This window comes from Microbacterium pratiae, assembly GCF_047302165.1.
GTDB lineage: Bacteria > Actinomycetota > Actinomycetes > Actinomycetales > Microbacteriaceae > Microbacterium.
The window spans coordinates 993,586-1,009,871 of record NZ_CP154843.1 but is presented as its reverse complement, the minus strand read 5'-3'; the positions used below and the strand labels follow the sequence as shown (position 1 = coordinate 1,009,871).

Annotated in this window: 16 protein-coding genes; 7 read left to right on the top strand and 9 right to left on the bottom strand. The window is 69.4% G+C overall.

Going from position 1 to position 16,286, the window contains the following annotated elements:
• The first annotated feature begins 162 nt into the window (after window positions 1–162).
• Window positions 163–756 carry a hypothetical protein gene (locus AA0Y20_RS04735; RefSeq protein ID WP_412937763.1) on the top strand — a complete coding sequence of 198 codons (594 nt, stop codon included), beginning with the start codon at window positions 163–165 and terminating at the stop codon, window positions 754–756.
• A 100-nt stretch (window positions 757–856) separates the two neighbouring features.
• Here the strand turns inward: AA0Y20_RS04735 and AA0Y20_RS04730 are convergent, their stop codons facing one another.
• From AA0Y20_RS04730 to dnaK, 4 genes are all read right to left on the bottom strand, one after another.
• Window positions 857–1,300, bottom strand: coding sequence for a heat shock protein transcriptional repressor HspR (locus AA0Y20_RS04730; protein ID WP_412937762.1), 444 nt, complete (start codon window positions 1,298–1,300; stop codon window positions 857–859).
• A gap of 93 nt (window positions 1,301–1,393) precedes the next feature.
• Window positions 1,394–2,401 (bottom strand): DnaJ C-terminal domain-containing protein, encoded by a 1,008-nt coding sequence (locus AA0Y20_RS04725; protein WP_412937761.1) that lies wholly within the window; start codon window positions 2,399–2,401, stop codon window positions 1,394–1,396.
• Window positions 2,402–2,412: 11 nt separating this feature from the next.
• A complete protein-coding gene (locus AA0Y20_RS04720; RefSeq protein WP_412937760.1) occupies window positions 2,413–3,039 on the bottom strand; it encodes a nucleotide exchange factor GrpE in 627 nt (208 codons plus the stop codon).
• A 2-nt stretch (window positions 3,040–3,041) separates the two neighbouring features.
• Window positions 3,042–4,910 carry a molecular chaperone DnaK gene (gene dnaK / locus AA0Y20_RS04715; RefSeq protein WP_412937759.1) on the bottom strand — a complete coding sequence of 623 codons (1,869 nt, stop codon included), beginning with the start codon at window positions 4,908–4,910 and terminating at the stop codon, window positions 3,042–3,044.
• 329 nt (window positions 4,911–5,239) lie between these two features.
• Between dnaK and AA0Y20_RS04710 the strand changes: the two genes are divergently transcribed.
• A complete protein-coding gene (locus tag AA0Y20_RS04710) occupies window positions 5,240–5,959 on the top strand; it encodes a response regulator transcription factor (protein ID WP_412937758.1) in 720 nt (239 codons plus the stop codon).
• A 110-nt stretch (window positions 5,960–6,069) separates the two neighbouring features.
• A complete protein-coding gene (locus AA0Y20_RS04705; RefSeq protein ID WP_412937757.1) occupies window positions 6,070–7,527 on the top strand; it encodes an MFS transporter in 1,458 nt (485 codons plus the stop codon).
• Between the two features lie 6 nt (window positions 7,528–7,533).
• Here AA0Y20_RS04705 and AA0Y20_RS04700 read toward each other — a convergent pair whose 3' ends face one another.
• The 3 genes from AA0Y20_RS04700 to AA0Y20_RS04690 form a co-directional block, all read right to left on the bottom strand.
• On the bottom strand, window positions 7,534–7,980 hold the full coding sequence (locus tag AA0Y20_RS04700; RefSeq protein WP_412937756.1) for a GNAT family N-acetyltransferase: 447 nt from the start codon (window positions 7,978–7,980) through the stop codon (window positions 7,534–7,536).
• Between the two features lie 61 nt (window positions 7,981–8,041).
• Entirely contained in the window at window positions 8,042–9,709 is a 1,668-nt protein-coding gene (locus AA0Y20_RS04695) for a BCCT family transporter (protein WP_412937755.1), read from the bottom strand.
• Between the two features lie 78 nt (window positions 9,710–9,787).
• Window positions 9,788–10,312, bottom strand: coding sequence for a MarR family winged helix-turn-helix transcriptional regulator (locus AA0Y20_RS04690; RefSeq protein WP_412937754.1), 525 nt, complete (start codon window positions 10,310–10,312; stop codon window positions 9,788–9,790).
• A gap of 112 nt (window positions 10,313–10,424) precedes the next feature.
• Here AA0Y20_RS04690 and AA0Y20_RS04685 point away from each other — a divergent pair, with 112 nt between their 5' ends.
• Window positions 10,425–11,063 carry a hypothetical protein gene (locus AA0Y20_RS04685; protein ID WP_412937753.1) on the top strand — a complete coding sequence of 213 codons (639 nt, stop codon included), beginning with the start codon at window positions 10,425–10,427 and terminating at the stop codon, window positions 11,061–11,063.
• 68 nt (window positions 11,064–11,131) lie between these two features.
• Here the strand turns inward: AA0Y20_RS04685 and dcd are convergent, their stop codons facing one another.
• Both dcd and AA0Y20_RS04675 read right to left on the bottom strand, forming a co-directional pair.
• Window positions 11,132–11,737: a dCTP deaminase gene (gene dcd / locus AA0Y20_RS04680; RefSeq protein WP_412937752.1), complete on the bottom strand. Its 606-nt coding sequence runs from the start codon at window positions 11,735–11,737 to the stop codon at window positions 11,132–11,134.
• Window positions 11,738–11,772: 35 nt separating this feature from the next.
• Window positions 11,773–12,786 (bottom strand): LacI family DNA-binding transcriptional regulator, encoded by a 1,014-nt coding sequence (locus tag AA0Y20_RS04675; protein WP_412937751.1) that lies wholly within the window; start codon window positions 12,784–12,786, stop codon window positions 11,773–11,775.
• A 204-nt stretch (window positions 12,787–12,990) separates the two neighbouring features.
• Here AA0Y20_RS04675 and AA0Y20_RS04670 point away from each other — a divergent pair, with 204 nt between their 5' ends.
• From AA0Y20_RS04670 to AA0Y20_RS04660, 3 genes are read left to right on the top strand one after another with little or no spacing between them, the layout of a single operon-like run.
• Entirely contained in the window at window positions 12,991–14,295 is a 1,305-nt protein-coding gene (locus tag AA0Y20_RS04670; protein WP_412937750.1) for an ABC transporter substrate-binding protein, read from the top strand.
• Between the two features lie 8 nt (window positions 14,296–14,303).
• Window positions 14,304–15,320 carry a carbohydrate ABC transporter permease gene (locus AA0Y20_RS04665; RefSeq protein WP_412937749.1) on the top strand — a complete coding sequence of 339 codons (1,017 nt, stop codon included), beginning with the start codon at window positions 14,304–14,306 and terminating at the stop codon, window positions 15,318–15,320.
• A complete protein-coding gene (locus AA0Y20_RS04660) occupies window positions 15,317–16,213 on the top strand; it encodes a carbohydrate ABC transporter permease (protein WP_412937747.1) in 897 nt (298 codons plus the stop codon). The genes AA0Y20_RS04665 and AA0Y20_RS04660 overlap by 4 nt, the downstream gene beginning before the upstream one ends.
• Window positions 16,214–16,286 lie beyond the last annotated feature (73 nt).

The following is a 16,286-nucleotide window of genomic DNA, read 5'->3' as shown; positions in this document are numbered from 1 at the left end:
TACGGCGGAGTGCCGCCGGCTGTGGCCGACGCGGCGGCCCCGAGCTTACCCGAGCGGCCTCAGCGCTTCCGGGAGGCGGCCCGGCGTTGGGGCAAACCGGCCGCGCCCGGACTGCACGGAAGACGGGGGCGAGCACCCAGGCGGCATCCCTAGGCTGGGGTCATGGCCCGACTCGAAGCCGATGCCGATCCCGCCCGCTGGGTACCCGTCACCGAATCCTTCGGATTCTCCGGACGCCGCGCTCGCAAGCGCGCGATCGGGATGCTGCTGAGCCAGGCGAACGCCGCGATGGGAGCCGCGCCGCGCCCCGGTGGGCGCTTCGCCGCGTGGGCCGCCAGTCAGGCGGTGCCGATGCTGATGCGGCGTGCCAACGGCCGGGTGCGGGCCTGGATGTGGAAGGCCGACCCGGAGCTGCTCGTCGTGCTCGCGCAGATGCAGGAGGCGACCCCGCAGGTGCGGGCGGCGCGAGCGATGATGCCGATGGAGTACGACGACACCGAGGACTTCCGCTCGCCCTACCTCGGGGCGGGCGAGAAGCTCGTCATGACGCTGCCGCCGGACCCGCGGACTCCCCCGTTCGTCTCCTACACCTGGGACACGGGAACGCACCTCGTCACACTGTCGGCCGTCTGCAGCGACCGCGAGCGCGTGGGGACGGTGCTCGATGAGCTCGACCACCTCGCCCGCTCGCTGCGGGTCGTCGACGACCTGACCCTCGACGAGTCCGCCAACACGCTGCGCCTCCCGCCCGCCTGACCCCCGCACACCACGTCGACTCGCCAGAAACGGCGGATGCCGGGGCAACCGGATCCGCGTTTCGTGGCGAGTCGACGGGTGGGGCCGGGGCCGGGGGGGGTCACTCCCCGGCAGGTGGGTCGGAGGGACGCCGGTACAGCACGACCTCCGTCGCGCGGCGGACGCGAGCGCCATGACGCAGAGTCACGACGGCACCGGTCGCACCGGCGGCGAACACGCGCGCGCCGGGGCGCTGCTGCATCTCATCGCGTAGCCGCTGCTCGAGGTCGCGCACGTCGTGGCGGAGGCCCGCGACCTCGTTCTCGAGCTCGAGGATGCGCGCGATGGCGGGCAGGCTGATGCCTTCCGCCGACATCCGTGCCACCTCTCGCAGCTGGCGGATGTGTCGCAGCGAGTACCGTCGCGACCCGCCCTGCGTGCGTCCGGGCACCACGAGCCCCAGCCGGTCGTACTGCCGGAGGGTCTGCGCGTGCATGGCGGCGAGCTCCGCCGCGGCAGCGATCGCGAAGATCGGGGCGTCCTCGTCGATGTCGTCTTCAGCCATGTTCGGTCACCTCCTGGGCGTCGAGAGTGCCGTCGTGCGATCCGCCGCGTCCGTCCCCGGGGATCGGATGCGGCGGATCTCACGAGGCGGATGTCAGCCGCGCGCCTTGTTCATCAGGTCGGCACGGGGATTCTCGCGGGGCTCGACCTCCGCGAAGCGCTCGAGGGCCGCGCGGGCTTCCTCGTCGAGGTGTGCGGGCACGGCGACCTGGACCTCGGCCAGCAGATCCCCCGTGCCCTTGGACGTGCTCACGCCGCGCCCCTTGACCCGCAGCACACGCCCCGACGGAGTGCCGGGTGCGACCCGCAGCTTGACGGGATCACCGCCCAGCGTCGGCACCTCGATCGTCGCGCCGAGCGCCGCCTCGGTGAACGTCACCGGCACCACGACCCGCAGGTTCAGCCCGTCGCGGGTGAACACCGGATGCGGCCGGACGGTCACGCTCACGACGATGTCGCCCGGCTCCCCGCCATCGGGCGAGGGACGCCCGCGACCGCGCAGCCGGATCTTCTGCCCATCCTTGACTCCTGCCGGGATCTTCACCTTGAACGGCTTGCCGTCCTCGCCCTGGAGCGTGACGGTGTCACCGCGGACCGCGGTCGCGAAGTCGAGCGTCGTCCGAGCGGTGACGTCGGCGCCGCGCTGCGGTCCGCCGAAGCCCTGGAACCCTCCGGTCGAGCGGCCGAAGCCGCCCGACCCGAATCGGCTCCCCCGGCCGCCGCTCTGCTGGTTGAACATCGCGAAGATGTCGTCGAAGTCCGCACCGCGGGCTCCGGCGCCGCCTCGCGCACCCTGGTTGAAGGCGCTGAAGACGTCTTCGAAGCCGCCGGCGCCCTGGCCACCCGCGGTGAAGCGGGCACTGCCCGCCCCCATCGCCCGGATCTGGTCGTACTCGGCGCGCTGCTCCTTGTCGGAGAGCACGGAGTACGCCTCGCTGATCTCCTTGAACTTCGCCTCGGCCGCAGGGTCTCCCTGCGTCGAGTCGGGGTGGTATTGACGCGCGAGCTTGCGGTAGGTCTTCTTCAGGTCGGTGTCCGAGACATCTTTCGAGACGCCCAGCACCTTGTAGAAGTCCTTGTCGAACCAGTCCTGACTGGCCATGTGGGTGCCTCCTATTCGGCCGGCACGGCGACGACGACCTTCGCCGGACGCAGCTCGATGCCGCCGAGGCGGTAGCCGACCTCGACGACCTCGAGGATCGTCGGCTCGGCCGTGCCCGGAGTGGGCGCCTGGAAGATCGCCTCGTGCTGCTGCGGGTCGAACGCGTCGCCGGCGGCACCGTAGGACTCGACGCCCAGTCGGGCCACGACTCCGCGCAGCTTGTCCGCGATCGCCGCGAGCGGCGATCCCTCGACGAGGTCGCCGTGCTTGTCGGCACGGTCGAGATCGTCGAGCACGGGCAGCAGCCCCTTGGCGACCGAGCCCTTGGCACGCTCGATCTCGGCCTCGCGCTGCTCCTCGGTGCGCCGACGGTAGTTGGCGTACTCGGCCTGCACCCGCTTGAGATCGAGCAGCAGGTCGTGCTCCTCAGCCGGCGCCTCGGCGACGGCGGCCTCGTCGGACTGCGTCGCACCGAGGATGTCGTCGATGGTCAGTTCGTCGTCCGCGGCCGCGGCGTCCGCGGCATCCGATGCTCCGGAGGCCTCGTGCGCGTCGGGGCCGGACGCCTGGGCGTCCGACCCCTTCCCGCCGAGGACCTCGTCTTCGCCGTGCGGCTCTTCGAAGTCCTTATTGGTCATGATTACTTCTTCTCGTCCTCGTCTTCGACGACCTCGGCGTCGACGACATCCTCATCGGATGCCGTCGCACCGGTGTCACCGGTGGGAGCGTCGGTCGGGGCGCCCTGCGCCTGATCGGCCTGACCCTGCGCGTAGATCGCCTCGCCGAGCTTGCCCTGCGATGCGTTGAGCTTCTCGAACGCGGTCTTCACGGCCTCGTCGTCGTCGCCCGCGAGCGCGGTCTTCAGCGCGTCGACGTCGCCCTGGACCTCGGTCTTGACGTCCTCGGGCAGCTTGTCGGCGTTGTCGGCGATCAGCTTCTCGATCGAGTACGACAGGGTCTCGGCCTGGTTGCGGACCTCGGCGGCCTCGCGGCGCTTCTTGTCCTCTGCGGCGTGCTCCTCGGCCTCGCGCACCATGCGCTCGATGTCGTCCTTCGGCAGCGACGAGCCGCCGGTGATCGTCATCGACTGCTCCTTGCCGGTGCCCTTGTCCTTCGCCGAGACGTGAACGATGCCGTTCGCGTCGATGTCGAAGGTGACCTCGACCTGCGGGATGCCGCGGGGCGCCGGTGCGATGCCCGTGAGCTCGAACGTGCCGAGCGGCTTGTTGTCGCGGGTGAAGTCGCGCTCGCCCTGGAATACCTGGATGGCGACCGACGGCTGGTTGTCGTCGGCGGTCGTGAAGGTCTCGCTGCGCTTGGTGGGGATCGCGGTGTTGCGCTCGATGAGCTTTGTCATGATGCCGCCCTTGGTCTCGATCCCGAGGCTCAGGGGGGTCACGTCGATGAGGAGGACGTCCTTGCGCTCGCCCTTGAGGACACCGGCCTGCAGGGCGGCGCCGACGGCGACGACCTCGTCCGGGTTCACGCCCTTGTTGGGCTCCTTGCCGGCTTCCTTCTTCACCAGCTCCGACACGGCGGGCATACGGGTGGAACCACCCACGAGCACGACGTGGTCGATGTCGCCGACCTTGATGCCGGCCTCGCGGATGACGTCCTCGAAGGGCTTCTTCGTGCGGTCGAGCAGGTCCTTGGTGAGGTCCTCGAACTTCGCGCGCGAGAGGGTCTCGGAGAGCGAGACGGGGCCCGAGTCGGTCAGCGACAGGTACGGCAGGTTGATCGACGTCGACTGCGAGCTCGAGAGCTCCTTCTTCGCCTGCTCGGCGGCCTCCTTGAGGCGCTGCAGGGCGATCTTGTCACCCGAGACGTCGACACCCGTGGTGTCCTTGAACTGCTTGATCAGGTACTCGACGATGCGCTGGTCCCAGTCGTCGCCGCCGAGGCGGTTGTCACCGGCGGTCGCGCGCACCTGGATGGTCGAGAAGTCGTCGTCCTTGCCCACCTCGAGCAGAGAGACGTCGAAGGTTCCGCCACCGAGGTCGAAGACGAGGATGAGCTCGTCCTCCTTGCCCTTGTCGAGGCCGTAGGCCAGCGCAGCGGCGGTCGGCTCGTTGATGATGCGCAGGACGTTGAGGCCCGCGATCTCACCGGCCTCCTTCGTGGCCTGGCGCTCGGCGTCGTTGAAGTAGGCGGGGACGGTGATGACGGCATCCGTCACCGTGTCGCCCAGGTACTGCTCGGCGTCGCGCTTGAGCTTCTGGAGGATACGGGCCGAGATCTCCTGCGGCGTGTACGCCTTGCCGTCGATCGCCTGGGTCTTCCAGTCGGTGCCCATGTGACGCTTGACCGAGGTCAGCGTGCGGTCGACGTTCGTGACGGCCTGGCGCTTGGCGGTCTCACCGACGAGCACCTCGCCGTCCTTGGTGAATGCGACGACCGAGGGGGTCGTCCGGAGCCCTTCGGCGTTGGCGATGACCTTGGGCTCGCCGCCCTCGAGGACGGCCACGACGGAGTTCGTCGTGCCCAGGTCGATACCCACTGCACGTGCCATGAGTTGTCTCCTTACTTGCGGTTCTGATGGATCTGAAGTCTGCGGCGGCCCAACCTGAGCCGCGATGACTCAACTGTACTCCGACCCCGAAATCGTGTCAAGAGAAGTTGAGCCTGGTCGTATCAAGTTCAGGGGCGGCGTTCCGTGGTGAACGGCATGCACCTGAGGCAAATCTGAGCAACCCTGAGGCGCGATCATCGGATCCTCCCAGGGGCGCGCTATATGTTGAGTCCACCCATGACAAGAAGCGTGAACCCGAACTCGCCTCTCGTCGACATCGAGCCCGCGATGGGCGGTCGTCGAGCGTTCCTGCGTGCGCGGAGGCGACCGTGACCCGCAGTGCCGTCGTCATCGAGGATGACGACGACCTCCGCAGCCTCCTCCGGCAGACCCTCGAGCAGCACGGATTCGCCGTCCACGCCTTCGCCGACGGTCCCGCCGGTGTCGACGCCGTTCGCCAGCTGCGTCCGGATCTGACGACCGTCGACGTCAAACTCGACGGCATCGACGGGTTCGAGGCGGTACGCCGCATCCGCGCCTTCCACGACGGGTACGTGCTGATCATCAGCGCCGTCGACGATGAGACCGCGACGGTCGAGGGATTCCGCAGCGGCGCCGACGACTACGTCATCAAACCCTGGCGGCCGTATGAGCTGCGCGCTCGCATCGACGCCCTGATGCGCCGCCCCCGCACCCTGCAGTCCACGGACGTCGGCTCCGGCTCCTGGCTCGAATCCGGCGGCCTCCGGCTGAGCCCCGGCTCGCGCCGCGTCGAGCTCGACGGCACCTCCCTCGATCTGACGCGTTCCGAGTTCGACGTCCTGCAAGCGCTGATGCAGCGCCCCGGAGACGTCGTCGAGAAGGCCTGGATCGCGCTCATGCTCCGTCGGCAGAGCGGCGCGCACGGGGAACACGTGAGCCCCCACGATCTTCACGCGGTCGAGGTCCACCTCATGAACCTGCGCCGCAAGCTCGGCGACGACGGCCGGACCGGCCGCTGGATCGAGACGGTGCGCGGCATCGGCTACCGGTTCGCGCGTCGCGACTGAAAAGCGCGTCGGCCCCCTCCCCGACGGATACGCTGACCCCGTCGCGATGACGCGGCACGCCGCCGACCGGCGGCACCGAGTGTTCACGGAGAGGTCGTAGCGTGCCCGGCATGTCACCCGAGACCGACCCGCCCGGCGGCGACCGCACCGCCCAGGCATCCGCACCGGGCGTGCCCGCACCCCCCACCGCCGCAGACACGCAGGCGTTGGGGCGCATCGCGGCGATGCGGACCCGAGACGCGGCCGAGCAGCCCGCCTCTCGCAAGGCCGTCGTCTCGTGGGCGCTGTGGGACTGGGCGACGCAGCCGTTCAACTCCGTCATCCTGACCTTCGTCTTCGCGTCGTTGTTCCTCGTCTCCGACTCGTTCCTCCCCGCCGACATCGCCGCGCTGCCCGACACCGACCCGGTCAAGGAGGCCGCACTCGCCGAGCTCGCGAGCGGCTACGGCGTCGCCTCGACGGCCGCCGGCATCCTGATCCTGCTCCTCGCACCGGTCCTGGGACAGACCGCCGACCGCTCGGGTCGGAAGAAGCGGTGGCTCGGGGTGTTCACGGTCGTCCTCGCCCTGCTGCAGTTCGCGCTGTTCTTCACCTTCGCCGACCCGGCCTTCTTCTGGTACGGCGCGATCGTCCTCTCCCTCGGCGCCGTCGTCTCGGAGATCGCGGGCGTGAACTACAACGCGATGCTCGTCGAGGTGTCGACCCCGCGCACGATCGGGCGGGTCAGCGGCCTCGGCTGGGGTCTCGGCTACATCGGCGGCATCATCGCGCTCACCCTCGTGGTGGCGCTCACCTTCGCCGACTGGTTCGGCATGGACACCGGCAACGGTCTCGCCTACCGCCTCATCGCCGTCGGTTGCGGTGTCTGGACCATCGTCTTCGCCATCCCGCTGATGCTGAACGTGCCCGAGCGCTCCGCGCCCCACACCACGGAGAACGTCGGCTTCTTCGCGGCGTACGCGCACCTGGTCGCCGACATCGTCCGCCTGTACCGCACGGAACGCCCGACGTTCTGGTTCCTCCTGGCGAGCGCGGTGTACCGCGACGGCCTGGCGGGCGTCTTCGCCTTCGGCGGCGTCCTGGCGGCACGCGCGTTCGGGTTCTCGGCGACGGAGGTCATGATCTTCGGCATCGCGGCGAACCTCGTCGCCGGCGCCTCCACCATCGTCGCGGGACGCTTCGACGACCGCTTCGGAGCCCGCGCCGTCATCATCGCGACGCTGTCGGGCCTCATCGCCGTGGCGGTGCTGCTCTTCGTCCTGCAGGACGCCGGCTCGATCGTGTTCTGGATCGCCGGACTCATCCTCTCGGGGTGCGTCGGCCCCGCCCAGGCCGCGAGCCGCTCGCTGCTGGCCCGCGTGACGCCTCCCGGCATGCAGGGCGAGATCTTCGGGCTCTACGCCACGACCGGTCGCGTCGCGAGCTTCCTCTCCCCCGCCATGTGGGCCCTGTTCATCGCGTGGTTCGGCAGCATCATCTGGGGCGTGCTGGGCATCGCCGTGGTGCTGCTCCTCGGGCTCGTGCTGCTGCTGTTCGTGCGACTGCCGAGACAGGCCGGCATCCGCTGAGCAGGTTCAGGCGGGACGCCGCATGGGGACGTGCGGGATGTCGTCCTCGGAGAACTCCGATCCGCTGATCACGAACCCGAACCGGCCGTACCAGTCGGCGAGGTGCTTCTGCGCGTCGAGATCGATCGCCGCGCCGGGCCACCGCTCGCCGGCGCGGTCGACCGCCGCCCGCATGAGCTGCGCCGAGAGGCCGCGGCCGCGCGCGTCTGCGGCGGTCGCGACTCGGCCGATGCGGGCGTTCCCCGAGGCATCGCGAAGCAGCCGGAGCGTCGCGAGCACGTGCCCGTCGTCCTCGACCCAGAAGAGCTCGGTGTCGGGTTCGAGGTCTCGGCCGTCGAGCTCGGGGTAGGCCGCGGCCTGCTCGACGACGAAGACGCTGACGCGCAGCCAGAGCAGACGGTAGAGGGTCTCGGCGGGAACATCGGTCAGACGGGCGGAAGACACCGGGAGCATCCGCCCAGCGTACGACGAAGGCGCCGGGCTGTCGGGCCCGGCGCCTTCGAGTCGATGCGCGTCAGCCGCGCCTGCCGACGATCCACGGGAAGCGCACTCCCCGCTCGTTCGGCTCCTCGACCTCGAGACCGTAGTGGTCGCCGATGCGTTCGATGAACTGCGCCCGTTCCGCACGGGCGTACGCGCGGCGTTCACGTTGGAACGCCAGCACCGTCGACCAGCACATCAGGAGCATGACGATCGAGAACGGCAACGCGATGAGGATCGCCGCGGTCTGCAGCGCCTGCAGGCCACCGGCGAGCAGGAGCGCGCTCGCGAGGGTGGCGGTGATGACGACGAAGAAGGTGCGGACCCAGCGCGGCGGCTCGGGGTTGCCCCCCGTCGCGATCATGCCCATCACGAGCGCGCCCGAGTCGGCCGAGGTGATGAAGAACACGGCGATCAGGACGATGGCCCCGATCGTCAGTACGCCGCCCGCCGGCAGCCCCTCGAGCAGCTGGAACAGGGCGCCCTGCAGGTTCACCGACCCGTCGGCGGCGAGCATCGAGCCCGGCTGCTCGAGCTCACGGTAGAGCGCCGAGCCGCCGAGCACGGCGAACCACAGGATGCCGATCAGCGTCGGCACCAGCAGCACGCCGGCGACGAACTGACGCACCGTGCGACCCTTGCTCACGCGAGCGATGAAGATGCCGACGAAGGGCGCCCACGAGATCCACCAGCCCCAGTAGAACGACGTCCACTGCGCCTGCCAGGCCTCGCCTGCCGCTCCCTGGAGAGCGCTGACGGTGAAGGAGAGGCCGATGAAGTCCTGGATGTATGCGCCGATCGACTGCACCCACTCTCGCAAGAGGAACTGCGTCGGCCCGGCGAAGAGGAGGAACAGAAGCAGCAGGCCGGCGACGATGAGGTTGAAGTTGGAGAGCCACTTCATCCCCTTCGTCACTCCCGACAGCACCGAGAACAGGACGAAGACGGAGACGATCGCGATGAGCCCGATGAGCATCACGTCGTTCAGGGGAGGGAGGCCGATGAACTCGAGCCCCGAGCCCATCTGCATGACACCGAGACCGAGCGAGGTCGCGACGCCGAACAGGGTGCCGACGAGAGCGACCGCGTCGATCACGTTGCCCGCGGCCCCGCGCACGCGGTTGCCCAGCAGCGGCTCGAGCGCCCAGCGGATCGAGATCGGCCGGCGGCGGCGGTGGATCGCGTACGCGAGCGCGAGCCCGACGACCACGTACATCGCCCAGGCGTGCACACCCCAGTGCAGGTACGTCTGCGTCAGCGCTCCCTGAGCCAGCTGCTGCTCGGTGCCGGTCACCCCGGGTCGCGGGTCGACGAAGTGGCTGAGCGGCTCGCTCACGCCGTAGAAGACGAGTCCGATGCCCATGCCCGCCGCGAAGAGGAGCGAGAACCACGAGCCGGTCGAGAACTCCGGCTCGTCGTCGTCGCGTCCGAGCTTGATGTCACCGAAACGACTGAAGCCGACGAAGATCGCGAAGCCGACGAAGAAGGCCGCGATGAGGACGTAGTACCAGTTGAACGAGTCGACGATCGACGTCTGGATGGCGCCGAAGAACGACTCGGCCGTGGTGGGGAAGATGATCGCGAAGGCGCTGAAGCCGACGATCACGACCGCGGCGGGCCAGAACACCCAACGGGCGATCGTGCCCGGGGTGGACACCGCGGCGATGCGTTCTGCGGGAGAGGGCTGATTCTCGGTGCTCACCGAACCAGGGTGGCAGGATACCGGCGCCACGCAAAGTGGAGAAGCCCAGTTGCCTGCATCCGCGACAGCGGGTATGCCTCAGCCGCGCGGCCAGGCGTCGGCGAGCTTGGCGAGCAGCCGTGCCAGTTCGGCCCGCTCGTCGGCGGTGAACCCGCCCAGCGCGCTGCCGAGCGCGGCGCGGCGCTCGCCCCGCACGCGCTGCGCGAATCCGCGGCCCTCGTCCGTCAATGCGATGCGGGTACGGCGGGCATCGTCGGGGTCGGCCTCACGACGCACCAGGTCGAGCTCGGCCGCCTGCTGCACCAGGCGCGAAGCACGCGGCTGGTCGACGCCGATCGCCTCGCCGATCTCGCTGACCGTGAGCGGATGGGATGCCGCGACGAGCGCCTCGAGCATGCGCAGGCGCGCGAGCCCGGCCATTCTGCCGCGGCCCTCGGCGAACGGGCCGCCGCGATGGCCGTGCGGACCGTGCCCCTCGGGAACGCCGAACGGGCCGTGCGGGTGAGGCCCGCGCTCGTGCCCGGGCCCGGGGCGCCGCAGTCCGCGCAGACGCGACAGGGCGTCTGCGATGGCGTCGATCTGCGGGTCGTCAGCGGCCGTCATGCCTCGAGAATACATGCGACTTGACATGGATAACCACTACATGTCATAGTGCATGTACATAACAAATGACATACATGAGGGTCCGGATGAGCCGGCCCACGAAGGGAACACCATGAACAACCACGACAACACCTCCCTCCCCGAGACGCCCGACACCCGCACGCGCTCACTGGCCTTCTGGATGCGCGCGGCCGGAGCGGCACTCGCCGCCGAGATGAACCGGACCCTCGCCGCAGAGGGACTCGACCGCCGGGACTGGGCCGTGCTCGATGTCCTCTCGGGCGAGCGCGACATCCCCGGGCTCGCCGAGCGCGTCCAGCGCGGCGGCAAGCGCGTTCGGGCCCTCGCCGCGCGCGGCTGGGCCGTCGAGCGCGACGGCGTCTGGACCATCACCGCGGAAGGACGTCGCGAGCGCGACCGCATCCACGGGCTCGTGAGCGGCGTCCGCGACCGCGCCCGCGGCGCGGTGACGGACGAGGACTACGCCACGACTCTGGCGTCGCTCGAGGCGATCGCCCGCGAGCTCGGCTGGGACGAGAGCTCACCCCGCCGATTCGGCCCGCGCGGCCGGCACGGCTTCGGTCACGGCTTCGGCCCGGGCCACGGCTCCGGTGCCGGACACGGCTGCGGCCGTCGCTCCGGCGAGCACCCCCACCGCGGTGAGCACCCCCACCGCGGCGAGCACCGCGGCGAGCGCGCCTTCGAGCGCGGCTTCACCGCGGGCTTCGCAGCCGGGCGCGACGCCGCCTGACCCGCAGCATCACGCACGACGGCCCCGAGGTTCGCGCCTCGGGGCCGTCGTGCGTCTCGGATCGTGCGTCAGGCGCCGCGCGATCCGGCGTCGATGGTGCCCACGTCGGTCCGGTGGAAGTTCTGGAACGAACGGGATGCGGTCGGGCCGCGCTGCCCCTGGTATCGGTTGCCGTACGGGCCTGAACCGTAGGAGTTCTCACTCGGCGAGGTGAGCTGGAAGAAGCAGAGCTGGCCGATCTTCATGCCCGGCCAGAGCTTGATCGGCAGGGTCGCGACATTGGCGAGCTCGAGCGTCACGTGGCCCGAGAAGCCGGGGTCGATGAAGCCGGCCGTCGAATGGGTGATCAGCCCCAGCCGACCGAGCGACGACTTGCCCTCCAGGCGTGCGGCGACGTCATCCCCCAGGCGGACCTGCTCGAACGTCGAGCCGAGCGCGAACTCGCCCGGGTGCAGGATGAACGGCTGATCCGCGTCGACCTCGATGAGTCGGGTCAGCTCGGGCTGGTCCTGCGCCGGGTCGATGAAGGGGTACTTGTGGTTGTCGAACAGCCGGAAGTACCGATCGAGTCGCACATCGACGCTCGAGGGCTGCACCATCGAGGCATCCCAGGGGTCGAGGCCGATACGGCCCTGATCGATTCCGGCGCGGATGTCGCGATCACTCAGCAGCACGGACACAGCCTAGAGCGCGAGAGGGGGCGCCGACGTCATCCGGCCCGGAGCCGCACGGGCGGCGCCGTGGTCTGCCGGGCGACCAGCTTAGTCGGAAGCCGCAGATGCGTGGTCGACGGCGTCTCGCCGCGCATGAGGGCCAGCAGCATCTGGACGGCGGCCGCTCCCAGCCGTCCCATCGGCTGTCGCACCGTCGTCAGCGGGACGGGGAGCCGCGTCGCCTCGGGGATGTCGTCGAAGCCGACGATCGACAGGTCGCGGGGAACCTCGAGCCCGAGCTCGGCGGCGACCTGCAGGATCGCGATGGCCGACACGTCGTTCGCCGCGAACACGGCGGTCGGCCGGTTGGCCGCCGAGAGCATGTCGATCGCCACCTCGCGCACCGTCGCTTCGCGATAGCGCCCTGCCCCGACGTAGGTCGCATCGAAGGGGATGCCGGCGTCGGCGAGCGCACGGCGGTATCCGGCGTCGCGTGCGATCGACGATCGGAGGTCGGCGCGTCCCGCGATGTACCCGATGCGGGTGTGGCCCATGCGGATGAGGTACGCCGTCGCCTCGCGGGCGCCGCCGTAGCTGTCGCTCTCGACGATGGGCACGTCGGCCGGCCCGGTGTGCGGGTCGATCGCCACGAGCGGGACATCGGCGCTCGCCTTGACGACCGTGGGCGTGACCATGATCGCGCCGTCGATCAGCGTTCCGCTCAGGCGCGACAGCGAGCGGCGCTCCCAGCCCTCCTCGTCGCCGCGCGAGCCCGAGTAGGCGAGCAGGTCGTAGCTGGTGTCGCGCAGCGCTTCGCCCACGCCCTTGAGGATCTCGGCGCTGAACGGCTCGAAGTCGGCGACGAGGACGCCGATCACGCCCGTCGAGCGCGATCGCATGCTGCTGGCGATCAGGCTCGACTCGTAACCGAGCTCCGCGACTGCCGCCATCACGGCATCCACCGTCGCCGTCGCCACCCCGTAACGCCCGTTGACGGCCTTCGACACCGTCGAGACCGAGACGCCGGCGCGTTCGGCGACATCGTGGATGGTGGGTCGACGTCGGTCCATGGACGCATGCTAGCCCGGATGGAAACCGTTTTCGAAAACGTTTGACACCTCTTTGTTGTCCGCGCAAACTTTCGGTGTCCGACAGCACCAGCGAATGTCCGACGACACCGAGCATCGCCGCTCGGCGGTTCGAGCAGCCCCGCCCGGGCCCGGCCGCGGCGCGCTCACCGCAGATGTCCACTCAACGAAGAGAGAAGGAATCACATGGCACGCACCATCACGGCTCCCCGCAAGGCGGCCGTCACGGCAGCCGTTCTGGCGGTGGGGGCTCTCGCCCTCACCTCCTGCAGCGCCAACGGCGACGGAGGCAGCGCCGACGGCACCGTCGAGATGACGCTCTGGCAGAACTCGACCACCGGCCCCGGACAGCAGTTCTGGAAGGACGCGATCGCCGCGTTCGAGGCGGAGAACGAGAACGTGAAGATCTCGATGCAGTCCGTCCAGAACGAGGACATGGACGGCAAGCTCCAGACCGCGCTCAACGCGGGCGACCCGCCCGACATCTTCCTCCAGCGCGGTGGCGGCAAGATGGCCGCCATGGTGCAGGCCGGACAGCTGATGGACCTCACCGATCTCATCGGCGACACCGCCAAAGAGGAGATCTCGGAGGGCTCGTTCAAGGCGGAGACCTACCAGGACAAGGTGTGGGCGATGCCGCTCGCCGTGCTCCCCAGCGGCTTCTGGTACAGCTCCGATCTCTTCACGGACGCCGGAATCACCGAGACCCCCACGACGGTCGACGAGCTCGAGACCGTCGTCGGCCAGCTCAAGGACGCCGGTATCGCCCCCGTCGCGCTCGGCGCGAAGGATGCCTGGCCCGCCGCGCACTGGTTCTACAACTTCGCGCTGCGCGAGTGCAGCCCGGAGACGATCGAGAAGACCGGCGACTCGAAGGACTTCAGCGACGAGTGCTGGCTGAAGTCCGCCGAGGACCTGGCCGACTTCGCCGAGCTGCAGCCCTTCAACGACGGCTACCTCACCACCTCCGCGCAGCAGGGCGCCGGCAGCAGTGCGGGCCTCATCGCCAACCACCAGGCGGGCATGGAGCTCATGGGCGCCTGGAACCCGGGTGTCATCGCCTCGCTCACGCCCGACGAGCAGCCTCTGCCCGACCTGGCGTGGTTCCCCTTCCCCGAGCTGTCGGGTGGAGCGGGTGAGCCCGGCTCGATCATGGGTGGCGTCGACGGATACTCCTGCTCGGCCAAGGCCCCGAAGGAGTGCGCCGACTTCCTGAACTTCCTCGCCAGCGCCGAGCAGCAGGAGGCCTACTACAAGGCCTTCAACGCTCCGCCGGTCAACTCGGTCGCGCAGGGCGCGGTCGAGGAGGAGTACCTCCAGGAGGTCCTCGCCGCGTACAACAAGGCGCCCTTCGTGTCGCAGTGGCTCGACACCGTCCTCGGCCAGAACGTCGGCAACGCGCTCAACGTCGCCGTCGTCGACCTGCTGGCGGGCAAGAGCACGCCGGAGCAGATGATCCAGTCGGTCTCCGACGCGGCGAAGAAGGGCTGATCCGCATCATGTCGCTCAGCGAGACAGCCGTGGCGGGCAACGCCGACGGCGTGGATCTCGCGGCCCGGGGCGAGGGCGTCACCACGACGCCCTCGCCCTCCCGGCGCCGCCGAGGCCTCGGCTGGTCGGGTCGCCTCGAGATCGCGGTGCTCGTCGGACCCGCCCTGGTGATGTTCGTCGGGTTCGTCATCTTCCCCGTCGTGATGGCCGCGTACTACGGCTTCTTCCGCTGGCAGGGCTACGGGCCGCCCACCGAGTTCGTCGGCCTGCAGAACTACATCACGATCCTCACCGACCCGACCTTCGTCGAGGCGCTCAGCCACAACGCGATCATCGTCGTGGCATCCCTCGTGCTCCAGGGGCCGGTCGCGGTCCTCCTCGCTCTGTTGCTCAACCGCCGCATGCGGGGGCAGTCGCTCATCCGCGTGCTGATCTTCGTGCCGTACGTCATCGCCGAGGTCGTCGTCGGCACGGGCTTCGGACTCATGCTGCAGACCCAGGGCGCCCTCAACGGTGCGCTCGAGCAGCTCGGCCTGGGCGCGTTCACACGGGACTGGATCGCCGATCCCTCGATCGCCATCTGGACCCTCATGGGCATCCTGACGTGGAAGTACGTTGGCTTCGCCGTCATCCTCTTCCTCGCCGGCCTCCAGGGCATCCCCGACGAGCTCTACGAAGCCGCCGCTCTCGACGGCGCCGGCTACTGGCAGATGCACTGGCGGATCACCCTGCCGCTGCTCGCCCCGACGCTGCGCATCTGGGCGTTCCTCTCGATCATCGGCGCGCTGCAGCTGTTCGACCTCGTCTACATCATCTGGGGTCAGTACGTCGCCTCGACCGCCGGCACCTCGACGATGGCCACTTACATGGTCGTCAACGGGCGCAACGCCGGCAGCTACGGCTTCGGAAACGCCGTCGCCGTCGTGATCTTCCTCATCTCCCTCGTCGTCGCGATCGTCTACCAGCGCTACGTGCTGCGACGCGACACCGCGGGGGCCATCACCGAAGGGAAGCCGGAGCGATGACCGCCCTCACCTCCCCCGCCACCCGCGCGATCGTCGCGCCCGCCCCGACCGGTCGTCGCGGACGCCGCAAGGAGCGCCTGCCCTGGGGCAGCCCCGTCGTGTACTTCGTGGCTCTCGTCGTGATCGCACTGATGCTGGCACCGGTGCTCTACATCATCATCGGCGGCTTCCGCAGCAACGCGCAGATCACGGTGGACCCCGCCGGATGGCCGTCGCCGTGGAACATCGAGAACTACCTGACGGTGCTCACCGGCTCGCAGTTCTGGCAGCAGGTGCTCAACTCGACCATCGCCGCCGGCGCGACGACGATCGGTGCCGTGCTGCTCGGGCTCATGGCGAGCTACATCATCGCCCGCTACCAGTTCCGCGGTCGCGGGGTGCTGTACGCCGTCTTCGCCTCGGGCCTGATGTTCCCCATCACCGTCGCGATCACGCCGCTGTACATCGTCATCCGCGACCTCGGACTCATGAACTCCCTCGCGGGCATCATCCTCCCCCAGATCGCCTTCGCCCTGCCGATGACGATCATCATCCTGGTGCCGTTCCTGCGGGCGATCCCCGACGAGATCCAGGAGGCGGCGTTCATCGACGGATGCGGACGCCTGTCGTTCTTCTGGCGGATGGTGCTGCCCCTCTCGGTGCCCGGCGTCATCACGGTCGGCATCCTCGCCTTCATCGGCAGCTGGAACAGCTACCTGCTGCCGCTGTTCATCCTCAACAACGAGGCGACCTTCACCCTGCCGCTCGGCGTGCAGGCGTTCTCGTCGCAGTACTCGGTCGACACGGCGAAGGTGCTCGCCTTCACCTCCCTGTCGATGCTTCCCGCCCTGGCGTTCTTCAGCCTGTTCGAGCGCCGCATCGTCGGCGGTCTGACCGGCGCCGTCAAGGGCTGACCCCGCAGAGAAAGCACGAACCGTGACCCTCACCGATATCTCCGTCTCGACGCGCGTCGCCGACCTGATCGCT

Coding starts and splice junctions, on each gene's coding strand:
- AA0Y20_RS04735 (WP_412937763.1), top strand. CDS start 163: ATGGCCCGACTCGAAGCCGATGCCGATCCCGCCCGCTGGGTACCCGTC.
- AA0Y20_RS04730 (WP_412937762.1), bottom strand. CDS start 1,300: ATGGCTGAAGACGACATCGACGAGGACGCCCCGATCTTCGCGATCGCT.
- AA0Y20_RS04725 (WP_412937761.1), bottom strand. CDS start 2,401: ATGGCCAGTCAGGACTGGTTCGACAAGGACTTCTACAAGGTGCTGGGC.
- AA0Y20_RS04720 (WP_412937760.1), bottom strand. CDS start 3,039: ATGACCAATAAGGACTTCGAAGAGCCGCACGGCGAAGACGAGGTCCTC.
- dnaK (WP_412937759.1), bottom strand. CDS start 4,910: ATGGCACGTGCAGTGGGTATCGACCTGGGCACGACGAACTCCGTCGTG.
- AA0Y20_RS04705 (WP_412937757.1), top strand. CDS start 6,070: ATGTCACCCGAGACCGACCCGCCCGGCGGCGACCGCACCGCCCAGGCA.
- AA0Y20_RS04700 (WP_412937756.1), bottom strand. CDS start 7,980: ATGCTCCCGGTGTCTTCCGCCCGTCTGACCGATGTTCCCGCCGAGACC.
- AA0Y20_RS04690 (WP_412937754.1), bottom strand. CDS start 10,312: ATGACGGCCGCTGACGACCCGCAGATCGACGCCATCGCAGACGCCCTG.
- AA0Y20_RS04685 (WP_412937753.1), top strand. CDS start 10,425: ATGAACAACCACGACAACACCTCCCTCCCCGAGACGCCCGACACCCGC.
- AA0Y20_RS04675 (WP_412937751.1), bottom strand. CDS start 12,786: ATGGACCGACGTCGACCCACCATCCACGATGTCGCCGAACGCGCCGGC.
- AA0Y20_RS04670 (WP_412937750.1), top strand. CDS start 12,991: ATGGCACGCACCATCACGGCTCCCCGCAAGGCGGCCGTCACGGCAGCC.
- AA0Y20_RS04665 (WP_412937749.1), top strand. CDS start 14,304: ATGTCGCTCAGCGAGACAGCCGTGGCGGGCAACGCCGACGGCGTGGAT.
- AA0Y20_RS04660 (WP_412937747.1), top strand. CDS start 15,317: ATGACCGCCCTCACCTCCCCCGCCACCCGCGCGATCGTCGCGCCCGCC.